The organism is Achromobacter colocynthidis (genome assembly GCF_057334535.1).
Genome location: NZ_JBHFIZ010000005.1, coordinates 25,994 through 37,636, shown reverse-complemented (window position 1 = coordinate 37,636; position 11,643 = coordinate 25,994). Strand labels below are relative to the sequence as shown.

At 61.5% G+C, this 11,643-nt stretch carries 13 protein-coding genes; all 13 read left to right on the top strand.

Features of this window, described 5'->3' with window-relative positions; translation table 11 throughout:
* The first annotated feature begins 1 nt into the window (after nt 1).
* The 13 genes from ACE04A_RS01855 (at nt 2) to ACE04A_RS01795 (ending at nt 11,634) form a co-directional block, all read left to right on the top strand.
* Nucleotides 2-1,096, top strand: coding sequence for a head maturation protease, ClpP-related (locus ACE04A_RS01855; RefSeq protein ID WP_448715994.1), 1,095 nt, complete (start codon nt 2-4; stop codon nt 1,094-1,096).
* Nucleotides 1,097-1,104: 8 nt separating this feature from the next.
* Complete coding sequence (locus ACE04A_RS01850) at nt 1,105-1,455, top strand: head decoration protein (RefSeq protein ID WP_448715995.1); 351 nt, start codon at nt 1,105-1,107, stop codon at nt 1,453-1,455.
* 75 nt (nt 1,456-1,530) lie between these two features.
* Nucleotides 1,531-2,532, top strand: a complete 1,002-nt coding sequence (locus ACE04A_RS01845; RefSeq protein ID WP_448715996.1) for a major capsid protein — start codon at nt 1,531-1,533, stop codon at nt 2,530-2,532.
* Nucleotides 2,533-2,536: 4 nt separating this feature from the next.
* Nucleotides 2,537-2,842, top strand: coding sequence for a head-tail joining protein (locus tag ACE04A_RS01840; RefSeq protein ID WP_448715997.1), 306 nt, complete (start codon nt 2,537-2,539; stop codon nt 2,840-2,842).
* Nucleotides 2,839-3,255: a hypothetical protein gene (locus tag ACE04A_RS01835; RefSeq protein WP_448715998.1), complete on the top strand. Its 417-nt coding sequence runs from the start codon at nt 2,839-2,841 to the stop codon at nt 3,253-3,255. The genes ACE04A_RS01840 and ACE04A_RS01835 overlap by 4 nt, the downstream gene beginning before the upstream one ends.
* A gap of 23 nt (nt 3,256-3,278) precedes the next feature.
* Nucleotides 3,279-3,476 carry a hypothetical protein gene (locus ACE04A_RS01830; protein ID WP_448715999.1) on the top strand — a complete coding sequence of 66 codons (198 nt, stop codon included), beginning with the start codon at nt 3,279-3,281 and terminating at the stop codon, nt 3,474-3,476.
* A 39-nt stretch (nt 3,477-3,515) separates the two neighbouring features.
* A complete protein-coding gene (locus tag ACE04A_RS01825; RefSeq protein WP_448716000.1) occupies nt 3,516-4,451 on the top strand; it encodes a phage tail tube protein in 936 nt (311 codons plus the stop codon).
* An 80-nt stretch (nt 4,452-4,531) separates the two neighbouring features.
* Nucleotides 4,532-4,942, top strand: coding sequence for a hypothetical protein (locus tag ACE04A_RS01820; RefSeq protein ID WP_448716001.1), 411 nt, complete (start codon nt 4,532-4,534; stop codon nt 4,940-4,942).
* Between the two features lie 20 nt (nt 4,943-4,962).
* A complete protein-coding gene (locus ACE04A_RS01815; RefSeq protein ID WP_448716002.1) occupies nt 4,963-5,325 on the top strand; it encodes a hypothetical protein in 363 nt (120 codons plus the stop codon).
* A gap of 23 nt (nt 5,326-5,348) precedes the next feature.
* Nucleotides 5,349-8,336, top strand: a complete 2,988-nt coding sequence (locus ACE04A_RS01810) for a phage tail tape measure protein (protein WP_485819816.1) — start codon at nt 5,349-5,351, stop codon at nt 8,334-8,336.
* Nucleotides 8,337-8,338: 2 nt separating this feature from the next.
* Complete coding sequence (locus ACE04A_RS01805) at nt 8,339-8,674, top strand: phage tail protein (protein WP_448716004.1); 336 nt, start codon at nt 8,339-8,341, stop codon at nt 8,672-8,674.
* A 5-nt stretch (nt 8,675-8,679) separates the two neighbouring features.
* Complete coding sequence (locus ACE04A_RS01800) at nt 8,680-11,268, top strand: pyocin knob domain-containing protein (protein WP_448716005.1); 2,589 nt, start codon at nt 8,680-8,682, stop codon at nt 11,266-11,268.
* Nucleotides 11,269-11,271: 3 nt separating this feature from the next.
* Nucleotides 11,272-11,634 (top strand): hypothetical protein, encoded by a 363-nt coding sequence (locus ACE04A_RS01795; RefSeq protein WP_448716006.1) that lies wholly within the window; start codon nt 11,272-11,274, stop codon nt 11,632-11,634.
* The last annotated feature ends 9 nt before the right edge of the window (nt 11,635-11,643 follow it).

Below are 11,643 nucleotides of genomic sequence, written 5' to 3'. Positions count from 1 at the left end.
CATGGCAAAGAAGGCCTGGTACACGATTACTGCGAACGCGCAGGCGGATAAGCCTGTGGTCGAGATTCGCATTTACGGCGAAATCGGATTCTGGGGAACCACGGCCGAAGCGTTCGTCACCGAACTGGACGCAGCCGCGGCGGGTGGTGCCGACATCTTGGTGTCGCTGAATAGCCCGGGGGGCGACGTATTCGACGCCTTTGCAATCTACAACGCGCTCCGCCGGTATGCCGGTCGGGTGACCACGCGGGTAGATGGTGTGGCCGCATCCGCGGCCTCATTGATCGCGATGGCCGGCCAGCCGACGATCATGCCCGAGAATACGCAGCTAATGATGCACAACGCATGGATCATCACCGGCGGGACGGCCGAGGATCTGCGCACTACCGCAGAAATGATGGATCGTATCCGAGATGGTGTGGTCGCGGCCTACTCCCTCAAGAGCGGGTTGGACAGCGACAAGATCATTGAAATGATGGACGCGACCACCTGGATGACTGCGCTCGAAGCGCAGGCCCTGGGCTTCTGCGACCTCATCGAAGATCCGATTCGCCTGCAAATGTCGGACAGCGCAGCCGCAGTGCTGGAGAAGCACAAGAATCTGCCGGACGATGTGAAAGCCATGCTCAAAGCCCTGGAGGGGGCTGATCCGGCGCCCGAGCCCGAACCCAAGCCCAAGCCTGAACCCGAACCCAAGCCGGAACCCGAGCCCATCCCGCCCGAAGATTTGCCGACGGCGGCGGCACTGGCCGCCCGGGTGTACGCATCTTGCCGGCAGCAGGGTATTGCCGAGTTGGCGGAGGGCGTGCTGGTCAGCGGCGCGCTGGATAGCCTTGCGCGTGCGGACGAACTGGTAGCGCAAGCTAAAGAGATCGCCGGCATCTGCTTGGCGGCGAAGTTGCCCGAAAAGGCTGCTGGTTTCGTGTCTGCCGGCCTCACGGTGGACCAGGCGCGAGCACGCCTTTTCGATCAGGTTCTCGCCGACTCGGGAGATCCGATCAATAACCGTCCCCCGACCAATTCATCGGCCCCGAAGCAGAGCGGGCCGAATTCCCAGGCGATCTACGCCAAACGAAAAGCCCTCTCTGCCCAATAGGAGTCACCATGTCCTTTGTTTATCAAAAAGCCCGCACTGCCGATTTCATCCTGTCCGAAGCGAATGGTCAGCGCTCGCGCGAGAACGCGCTGTTGGCCGCCACCCTTGTCACCTTGGCCGCAGGCCAGCTGCTCACGCTGGGCGGCGATGGCAAGTACGTTGCCTACGCGGGGCCGGGGGCGGACCCCGACACGCCGATCAAGGCCGACGCTGTCCTGTACAGCAATGTGCCCGCCTCCGATGCCGATCAGCAGATCGTCGTCATCGCGCGCGATGCGGAACTGGCGGCGAGTCTGCTCGTCGGCTTGGACACGCCTGGCCGCGAAACGCTGGGCGCCGCTGGCATCCTCGTTCGCTGATCAGCCCTCCGTACCCTCACATTTCCAACATCTGCGGTCGCCTTCGGGCGGCCGTTTCCATTTCTGGAGCCTTACATGGCCGCTATCAACATCTTCGAAGACGAAAAATTCTCGGTTTCCACGCTGACCGCCGCGATCAACGAATTGCAGTCCATTCCCGGCCGTATCGCCCAGTTGGGCCTGTACTCGGAAGAGGGCATTTCCACCACGGTGGCCCAGATCGAATACGACGGCCAGACTCTTGGCCTGGTCTCCGCCAAACCTCGCGGCGGCGTCGGACAGGCCGTCGTGCTGGCCGGGCGCAAACTCATTCCGTTCAATACGGTTCACCTGCCGCAGCGTTCCACGATGCTGGCGGACGAGATTCAGGGCATCCGCGCCTTCGGTAGCCAAACGGAACTGGAAGTGGCGGAGGCGCGGGTGGCCAAGTATCAGAGCAAGCACCGCCAGCAACTGGACCTCACGCACGAATTTCAGCGTATCGGCGGCATCAAGGGGCAGGTTCTCGACGCCGACGGTGTAACTGTGCTGCTGGACGTATATCAATCCTTCAACATCGTGCAACAGCAGTTCCCGATGGAACTGTCGACCGCAACCACGGATATCCGCCTGAAGTCCGACGATGTCGCCGATCTGATCGAAGACGCTCTGGGTGCGACTCCTGTCCGCGGCATTCGCGCCGTGTGCGGCAAGGTCTTCTGGAAGAAGCTGATCAGCCACAAGAGCGTGCGCGAGACGTACCTGAACACCGCACAGGCGGCCGAACTGCGGGGCAAGCCGGCCGATTCGTTCGAGATTGGCGGCGTTACCTACGAACGCTATCGCGGCAAGCTGGGCGGAACGCCCTTCATCGCGGACGAGGAGGCCTACGCCTTTCCCGATGGTGTGCCGGACTTCTTCATCACGCGATTTGCGCCGGCCGATTACATGGAAACCGTCAATACCGACGGCCTTCCGTACTACACGCGCGTTGAGCCACTTCCGTTCGGCAAGGGGCTGGAGATCGAGAGCCAATCGAATCCGCTGCATCTGCCGACGCGGCCGAAGGCGATCATCAAGCTGAAGATGGGCACCTGACAGCATGCAATGGGATAACTCTGTGTTCGACGAGGCGTTCGACGCGGTGGGTATCCGAGAGCCGGCCGACCTGGTCGGCGCGGCCCCCCCGGTCAGATTCCAGGTTCGGTTCGACCGACCCGGCGTCATCGATGAGGCAACGATGGTGCATTCGACCGATTACGAAATCGAATTCACCACCGCTGACGCGCCGGGCCTGGAGTACCACAGCGAGCTGGATATCGCCGGGGATCGCTATCGAGTCCGCCAGGAACCCGTCACCGTTGGCGATGGGTACTGGACGCGGGCGCTTTTGGAACGCCTGACATGACCACGCTTGCACTGACCTACGTTCAAGAACTGCGGGCGGCCTTGAAAGTGGCGGGCTTCCCTGCCGTGATGGAGCCGTCCCCAGTACGGGCAATCACCAGGGAAGACCCTCGGGTGGTTTCCGTTCAGTTGGGGGCGGAATCTGTCGAGAGCATGGCAGTTCCCCGCGTTACCCGCGTTCGCGAGATCCACCTGATCGTCCATACGTGCGGAGACGACCATCTGGAACTGGCAGAGGATGTGTTTGAGGCGGCCCACCCGCTGGTGATGGGCTACAGCGGGCCGAACGTCATTGCGGTCGCCGAGTTCGGCACCGACGAACCGAAGTATGCCAACGGCGACTTACGGCGCCAGGTCGTGACCCGGCGCTATCGCATCACCTATCAGACTGACGAGCAATCCCTCAGCGGGTAGTCGTCCGATCCTGGGAGCATCAAATGTCCACACCCAAAACCAACGCTGCCGCGGTCGTGATCAATCAGGCCGAGGCGGGCGCCGGAGTCCGCACTACTGCCCAACCCTCCGCCGGTTCGCCCGATCAATACCACGGGCAGGGCGGCAGCTACCTGCGCGACCCCGAGACAGGGGAGCGCGTGCTCATCGAGCGCACCGGCCCGTGTGATTGCGCAGGCTAAGCCGAGCGAAACCACTCTCCGGTAACCATGGAGCCATAAATGGCAAAATCGATTCGAAAGACCTTGCTGCTGGCGAAGATCCAGACCGCAGTGGGCACCGACCCTGTGCCGACCGGCGCCGCGAATGCCATTCTGCTGCGCAATGTCACGGCCACGCCTCTGTCCGCCGAGTTTGTGGAGCGTGCGCTGTTGCGCCCGTATATGGGCAATTCGGGGCAGATCGCTACCACGCAGTACGCCCAGATTGAGGGCGAGGTGGAACTTGCCGGCTCGGGAACGGCCGGCAAGGCTCCTGCTTGGGGGCCTCTGCTGCGCGCCTGCGGATTTTCGGAGACGGTCACGGAGGACACCGACACACGGTATTTGCCCGTGTCCGACAACTTCGAACGGCTGACGCTGCATTACTACCTCGACGGGCTGTTCCACAAGATTCTTGACGCGCGCGGCACTGTTTCCTTTGACCTGACGGCCAAGGGCATTCCCTTCATGCGCTTCCGCTTTATGGGTGCGTATCAACCCATCACCGACGGCGCAAATCCTTCGGTGGTCGATTACGCCGCCTTCCAGATCCCGAAAGGTGTCAATAAGCAGAACACGCCCACATGGTCCCTCGGTTCGTACTCGGGCTGCCTTCAATCGCTGAACTTCGACATTGCGAACCAGCTTGTCTGGCGCTCCCTTATCGGCTGCGAGGGCGCGGAAATTACCGATCGCCAGCCCACTGGAAAGATCGCGCTGGAACTGCCTTCGATTGCCCAGCTCGACTGGCCCACGATGGTCCTCGACGGGGCCGGAAAGCCGGTCTCCATTACGCACGGCACCGTGGCGGGCAACATCGTCGAAATCAAGGCTCCGTCAGCCCAGTTGACCAACCCCGCGTATTCCGAGCAAGACAACGTGGCGATGTTGGAACTCGACATGAACGTGAATCCTGGCGTTGCCGGTAACGACGAGCTGGAAATCATCGTCCGCTGAGCCGCACAAACTCTAGTCCATCAAATTCAAAACTCTGCGCCCGGCATGCCCGGGCGTTTTGCATTCTGGGAGAAATAAGCATGGCATTCGTAACAACCAAGCGCGCGGTCGCCGCGTGCCCGATCAAGGTTCAAGTGCATGGCGAAAACGGCGATGCCGTCATCATCGAGTTTGTTGCTCAGTACAAACGACACACGCTGGACCAGGTTGCCGACCTTCAGGACTCGTTGACCAACTCCTTCAATGAGCGCCAGGGCCGTCCCCCTGTCGTGCGTACAAAGCCGGCGCCGAAATGGACTTACTCCACCGACGTTGAGTTCATCAAGGACAAGATGACGGGCTGGCTCGGCGCGCGAGACAGCCAAGGCGAAGCAATTCCGTTTACCGCGAAGGCGCTGGGTCAGGTGCTGAGCGACTGGCCGGAGGTTGTCGGCCCTCTGTTCAGCGGCTTCTTCGAAGCCCACCAGCAGGTGCGCGAAAAAAACTCGTAGCGGCCGCCCGCCATTGGGCCATGGGCGGGAAGGCTGAGCAGCAGGCCGGCGAGTTCGAACCGGACGACGTCGTGCTGGAGGCCTTGGCGCTGCTCGGCGCGCCGGCTGAAATCATGGAGCGGCCCAATGTCGGCGAACCCGAGACGCAATTCGAAGTGTTCGACGACAACTGGCTAATCCTGGAAGTGTTCCTGCAACTGGCGACATGCTGGTCTTGGCTTGTACCTCCTATGGGGGCGCCGATACGCGCAGGAATTCCGGCCACAGAGATACAGGCCACGATCCAGATGCTATTGCCTCAAACTGCTGACCACCGCCAGGCGTTCAGAGATATCCGGGCGATGGAAAGCGCAGCGCTGGACGTATTCATAGCTGCGCAATAGCGCACCGCAGTGGGCGGAATGACATGACAGACAAGACCCTTGGCGTAACCCTGACCGCCAACGAGGCAGACCTGACACGCGGGTTCGGGGCGGCCGAAGCGGCCACCACTCAATTCGCGGCCAAGACTGACGCGGCGCTTGGGCGGGCGGGTGCCGCCGCTGCGCAGATGGGAGCCGCGGCGGGGCAGATGACGCAGGCCGTCAATGCCAGCGCGACGGGTGGAAGTGCGTTCACCCAAACGTCTGAGCGGTTTGTGCAGGCACTTGAGCGGCAGGTGCGCGCGATAGGCAAGACTCGGTCGGAATTGTTGGAGTTGCAAGCCGCTGAGCTGGGCGTGGGTGGACGTGCAGCGCCGATGATCGCGCGACTGCGTGAGCAAGAGGTGGCAATGGGAGCGGCCAGCCGCTCCATGAATCAGTACGGTAAAACGGCCGGCGAGACTGCCTGGGCGATGCGAAGCGTTTCGGCTCAGGTCACGGACATGGTTGTTTCTGTTCATGCCGGACAGAACCTCGGTACCGTGATACTTCAGCAAGGCGGGCAGTTAAAAGATCTCTTTGGCGGGATTCTTCCCGCTTTGAAGGCGCTTGGAAGCACGCTGCTGGGGATGATCACTCCCTTTACGCTGCTCGCCGGCGCAACAGTCGCGTTCGGATTTGCGGCGTACCAAGGAGGCGAAGACGCCAAGCGGCTGAATCGGACAATTCAGCTGACGGGCAACTATGCCGGGGTGACAGCCGACAAGATTAAAAGCATGGCGGTCGCGGCGGCTGGGGATGGCGGCTCGCGCCGTCAGGCGCAACAGGCGGTTGAGTCCCTGGTTGCGACAGGTCAGATATCGAGCGACACAGTCCAGAAGATGAGCGCCACGATGGTGGCGTTTCAGAAGGTGTCTGGTACGGCCATGGACGAAGTGTCCAAGGACTTTGCCAAGCTGCCGGAAGGCGTCACGAAATGGGCGGAAGAACATAACCGCTCGCTCAACTTCATGACGCTGGCGCAGTGGGATTACATCCGCACGCTGGAGGAAAGCGGTAATCGCGAAGCGGCCATGCGCGAGACGTCGCAGGCGCTGCACGACTATCTGGGAACCGAAGCGCCTCAGAAGCTGGGCCTACTTGAACGCGCCTGGCGGGAGGTAAAGGGCGCCGTAGATGGCGCCTGGGAATCAATGAAGCGGGTTGGGCAAGAGCAAGACCCGCTCACGGCGCGCATCAATACGCTGCGCGAAAACGTCGCGCGGATGAAGGCGCGCGACAACGGGCCGGCGGGTTTGAACGATGCCGGCCGGGCAAGGGTCGCGAATGCCGAGGGCGCGCTGCGGGACGCCGAAGACCAAAAGGCCTTGGAGGAAGCCGCAGCCCTGGTCAAAGGCGTGAATGCCGCCGCGAATGCGGCATCAATCGATGCCGCTAAGCGGTTGGATGGTCTTGACCGCGAGACGAACAAGGTAAAGCAGCTCAATTTTGCCTTGGCGGAGAATCTGCGGTTCGAGAACGCCATCCGTGCGGTGAAGCCGGGCGACGAGCGGATTACGCCGGAAGCGATCAAGGCTCGTGAGGCGGCGACGCGCAAGAAGTTCGAAGACAAGGACGCCAATAGCGCCGGCCAGAACGGGCTATCGGCGCAACTTGCGGCAATGCAAGCCCAGGCGCGCTTGCGCGAGGAAGCCTTACGCGCGGAGACCTCCGCCCTCGAAGGTCAACGGGCGGCCGGCCTGCTGTCGGAAGAGGATTTCATCCGCCGGCGTGCCGCGGCCCAACGGGCGGCGCTTTCCGATGAACTGGCAATCGTTCGTCAGCAGGCGGATATCGCGGGCGGGAAGAAGCAGTTGGTCGAGCGGGAGCGATATCTCGGCCGAGTGCAGGAACTGGAGGCGCAGATTGCGCGGTCGCAGCAGCAAGAAGCGACCGACATCGAGAAGTACCAGGCCAAGATCCGCGGGGCGTTGCGAGCAACGCAGCTGGACATTGCCAACTACCGCGAGACGCGCGATTTGCAGGTCAGCCGGCAAATGAACGCGCTGACGTTGGGGAGTAATGATCGAGCGTTGGCCGACTCGGTCAATCAGGCGCAGGATCGCTTCAGACGCATTCAGGACGGCTTCACCGACAAGATGCTCCGCGAGGGCGGGGCGGGCGCGTTGGATTCCGAGCAGTACCGACAAGGCATTGCGCAGATCGACGCGGCTATGCAAGCGCAGGTGCAGCGCGAGCGCGAGTACATGCAGCAACGTGTCGCCATGCAGGGGGACTGGAAGAATGGCGCGCTGCTCGCGGTAAACGAGTGGGTCGACGGTTCGGCCAACCTGATGGCGCAGTCGCAGCAGGTTTTCTCTTCGCTTTTCACGGGCATGGAGCACGCAGTTGCGTCGTTCGTGACCTCCGGGAAGGCGAATTTCGGGGACTTCACAAGGAGCGTTCTTGCCGATATGGCGAAGATCGCAGCGCGCCAAGCAATGCTCGGGCTAGTCACGAGTATTGCGGGGTCGCTGTTTGGTGCGGCTTCCGGTGCTGCGGCGGGTACTGAGGCCATGGCCAGCAGTGTCCAGGCCGCGGGTGGGGACGGAATCGGATCGCTGATTGCATCCAACGGCTGGGGTGTGGCGAACGCAAAAGGGAACGTCTACACGTCGCCCAGCCTTTCCGCCTACTCGGGCGGGATTTACGACACCCCGCAGGTGTTTGCCTTCGCTAAGGGTGCGGGCGTTTTTGGCGAAGCCGGCCCAGAGGCAATTCTCCCCCTGAAGCGAGCGGCGGACGGAAGCTTAGGCGTGCGAGCGCAGATTCCGAATACCGCTACCGGCGGTGCAGGCAATGCTTCGAGCGGCCCTGTGCAAGTGACCATTTACGTTCAAGGCGGCGAGCAAACGCGTTCGGAGACCACGCCAGGCTGGGAGCAGTTTGGCAAGGAAATTGGCGAGTTCGTGGATGCCCGCGTGGACGTGAAGATAAAGCGGTCTTACCAGCAGGGCGGAGCCGCCTGGAATTCACGCAACGGCAGGTCATAGACATGGAAATTTTCACCTGGTGCCCTCGGAGAAATCCGCAGGGCAGCGTCAGCTTTCGCACGCTTACCGCGCAGTTTGGTGACGGGTATGCGCAAGTTGCCGAGGACGGAATCAATTCGCGCAGCGAAAAATGGCCCTTGGAGTTCTTCGGCACTGAGGCAGAGATATCGCCGATCAAAGACTTTCTGGATCGTCACGGCGGCTGCAAAGGGTTCCTCTGGACCCCGCCGCTGGGCAAGCAGGCTGTGTTTCTCATGGACGACGGATATCAGCCTGTACCCCTTGGGGGCGGCTGGTTCACGTTGTCCGTCACGTTCAAACAAAAGTTCATTCCCTGAAGACTATGCCGACACTCGAAACTATCAACGTTGGCTTGGCCCCCAACGATAAGAAGGGCGATCCGCTCCGCGACGCGATGCAGAAAGTCAATCTGAATTTCTCCGCGCTCAATACCGCGATTCAAGGCGTTCTGGACACGAAGGGCCAAGCGAACGGCTTTGCGAGCCTCGATGGCAACGGCCGGCTGCTTGCAGCGCAAGCGCCGATCGTCTACGCGACGGCGCTGCCTACATCCGCGCACGACCTGAACGACTTCATCGCACCTGGCACTTACCACCAGAACACCAACGTGGGCGCGACGACCGGCACCCACTATCCCACGCCTTACGCCGGGCTCTTGCTGGTTCGCGCTTCGGCGACGAACTTCTTGTATCAGTTCTACACGCGGTTCCGCAGTGGCCCAGGCGGTTCCCAGGCGACATACTGGCGCACGTACTACGCCAATGTTTGGTCCGACTGGCAAGAAGTGGCGAAGAAAGCGGAACTCGATGCCCTGTCCACCGCAGTTGCTGCTGCGATCCCTCTCGTTCAGAAAGGGGCCGCGAATGGTGTAGCTTCGCTGGATTCCTCGGGGCACCTTCCAGCCGAACAAGCGCCCATCATGTATGCAGCCGTGCTGCCTACGGCCACGCACACGCTGAACGACTACGTTACGCCCGGCGTCTGGTACCAGGCATCGATCGCTGGCGCAACGGCGGGCGGCGCGAGCTACCCGACGGCGCAGGTGGGCTTCCTGGAAGTTGTGGCGACGGGTACGCCGGTCTTGCAGGTTTTCACGACCCGCAACGCAACGCCTGCTATTCAGCAGCAGTTTTGGCGCGTGCGCGTCACCAGTACCACGTGGTCGAACTGGAAAGAGGTCGTTGATACGACGATCGCGTACACCTACCAAGGCGGTCTTGCCTCGGGCGTGAACTTGAATGATCTCACCCAGCGCGGTACGTGGGTACAGGCCAGTTCTGCGGCGGCCGCTGCGGGAACAAACTACCCTGTCGCGCAATCCGGGTACCTTTCGGTTCTTTCGGCGGGCTACCCCGGAGGCACGGCGGCTACGGGTTGTTCGCAGATTTACCACGCGGCGAACTCAAACCGCCTTTTCTTTCGGGCACTGGTTAACAGCACGTGGACGGATTGGGTAGAAGTGGGGAGGCTGGACGCTAACGGGCGCATCCCGAATACGCAGTTCCCCCTTTCCGTCTCCAACCCGGCGGGGACCGACGCCAATAACCTGACGTCGCCCGGCCTGTACTACAACAATTCCGACGCCCAAGCTACGGCGGTTTTGAACTGGCCGGAGCAACTGGCCGGCTCATTGTTCGTGGAAGCGGCAGAAGTGGCGGCGGGGTCGGCCAACCAGCAAATCACCCAGACTTACACGACGCGCAACGGGTCGGGCGGAGTGCTGCGCACGTACAAACGTGTGCGCTTCGGCGGCGGGGCCGGGGTTTGGGGGCTGTGGCAGCAATTGGCGCGCTATGACGACGCAATGACGCACGTCTTCCTGACTGCTGCGACTGACTTCAATACTCTGACCGCCGACAACACTTTCTACACCTGGCGGTCAGGAACGGTAGTCACGGCGGGCACCAACGGACCGCCCGTCGCCAACGTGTCCGGCGGGTACGTGGATGTACGCTGGACGGCGGCCGACTACATCATTCAAACGGTGGTTGTTCCCGCAGCCGCCGCTAAGCCCCGGATTTTTCAGCGTTTTGGCTCCGGTACGACCTGGCAAGCCTGGAAAATCATCAGCCCCGTTTCTAGTACTGCGTGGTTGCCCACGGCCGACGCGGGCGATGTCGAAGTTGACGGCTCGGGTGTCCACCGCTGGAATGCCGCTGTTGGGTCGTACGTGTGGGCACCCCCGACCCCGACGCACCGTCAAGGTCTGAAAACCGAATGGTCTACTGTGAGCGCACTCACGGTCTATCCGGGCATGTGCGCGTCTGCTGACGGCGCAGCGTGCTTGCAACTGTCCGCGTCTAACACTCGGACCGTTCAAAGCAGCGGGGCGTTCACGCACGCTGCTACGGGGAATGGGCTGCTGACAGGGGCGCGGACGCCCAACACCTGGTATTACATTTTCTTGCTGCGCCGGAACAGCGACGGCGCGGTGTGCGTTGCGTTCGACACAACTTTTAACTGCGCAAATCGACCCGCGACGCATTCACACTATCGTCGGATCGGGCAGTGCATCACCAACGCCTCAAATGAGCTTTGGAAGTACGTTCAGTATGGAAACGAATTCTGGCTAGATACCAGCTTTGATCTGTGGAGCACCGCGCCGCTGATCGCCAACGGTGCGTACTCCCCTTCCACTTACACACCTCCTAACGTGGCGCACATAGTACGGATGACGGGGTACGTCTCGTCCACCGGTGGTACTGCTTCATTGTTGCAGCGCTTCCGAAATAACGGGCGGGATACCGCGTATCAGTACGTCGTAGTGGCAGGACCGTCGGGGAATAGTATCGGCTCATGGGAAGTTCCTATGAATGGGGTGCCCAACCCGATCGTCTCGTTCTTGGTGGGGCCGAACGATATCCTCGCGACAGTTAAAGTCATTGGTTATGTTGATTTGTTTGAGGATTAATCTATGCCGTACATAGACCCAACAGGCGAGCAACAAGGCTGTTCCAGCTTCCCTCAACCTGAACTACGGTTTACTCAATGGGTCGATGTCGCGCCGGAACCCGCGCCGCCCGCCCCGCAAACCGTCAGCCGCTTCCAGGGTCGCGAGGCCATGTGGCAAACCTCGCACGGCGAAGTGTCGCTGTTCGAGGGGGCCGAGGCGGTGCTTGCTGATCCTGCCACGCCAGCCATGTATCGCCGTGCCTGGGACGACCTGCAAGAATTCCGTCGCGATAGCGAGATGCTTGCGGCAATCGCGGGCATGCTGGGGCTGACGGCAGCGCAGATCGATGCGCTGTTTATCTTGGCCGCAAGCATCCGGGCTTAAAGGGGCGTT

Bases quoted from the DNA above. Each gene is read 5' to 3' on its own strand.
- ACE04A_RS01845 (WP_448715996.1), top strand. From the start codon at position 1,531: ATGGCCGCTATCAACATCTTCGAAGACGAAAAATTCTCGGTTTCCACG.
- ACE04A_RS01835 (WP_448715998.1), top strand. From the start codon at position 2,839: ATGACCACGCTTGCACTGACCTACGTTCAAGAACTGCGGGCGGCCTTG.
- ACE04A_RS01830 (WP_448715999.1), top strand. From the start codon at position 3,279: ATGTCCACACCCAAAACCAACGCTGCCGCGGTCGTGATCAATCAGGCC.
- ACE04A_RS01850 (WP_448715995.1), top strand. From the start codon at position 1,105: ATGTCCTTTGTTTATCAAAAAGCCCGCACTGCCGATTTCATCCTGTCC.
- ACE04A_RS01825 (WP_448716000.1), top strand. From the start codon at position 3,516: ATGGCAAAATCGATTCGAAAGACCTTGCTGCTGGCGAAGATCCAGACC.
- ACE04A_RS01805 (WP_448716004.1), top strand. From the start codon at position 8,339: ATGGAAATTTTCACCTGGTGCCCTCGGAGAAATCCGCAGGGCAGCGTC.
- ACE04A_RS01820 (WP_448716001.1), top strand. From the start codon at position 4,532: ATGGCATTCGTAACAACCAAGCGCGCGGTCGCCGCGTGCCCGATCAAG.
- ACE04A_RS01840 (WP_448715997.1), top strand. From the start codon at position 2,537: ATGCAATGGGATAACTCTGTGTTCGACGAGGCGTTCGACGCGGTGGGT.
- ACE04A_RS01815 (WP_448716002.1), top strand. From the start codon at position 4,963: ATGGGCGGGAAGGCTGAGCAGCAGGCCGGCGAGTTCGAACCGGACGAC.
- ACE04A_RS01800 (WP_448716005.1), top strand. From the start codon at position 8,680: ATGCCGACACTCGAAACTATCAACGTTGGCTTGGCCCCCAACGATAAG.
- ACE04A_RS01795 (WP_448716006.1), top strand. From the start codon at position 11,272: ATGCCGTACATAGACCCAACAGGCGAGCAACAAGGCTGTTCCAGCTTC.
- ACE04A_RS01810 (WP_485819816.1), top strand. From the start codon at position 5,349: ATGACAGACAAGACCCTTGGCGTAACCCTGACCGCCAACGAGGCAGAC.
- ACE04A_RS01855 (WP_448715994.1), top strand. From the start codon at position 2: ATGGCAAAGAAGGCCTGGTACACGATTACTGCGAACGCGCAGGCGGAT.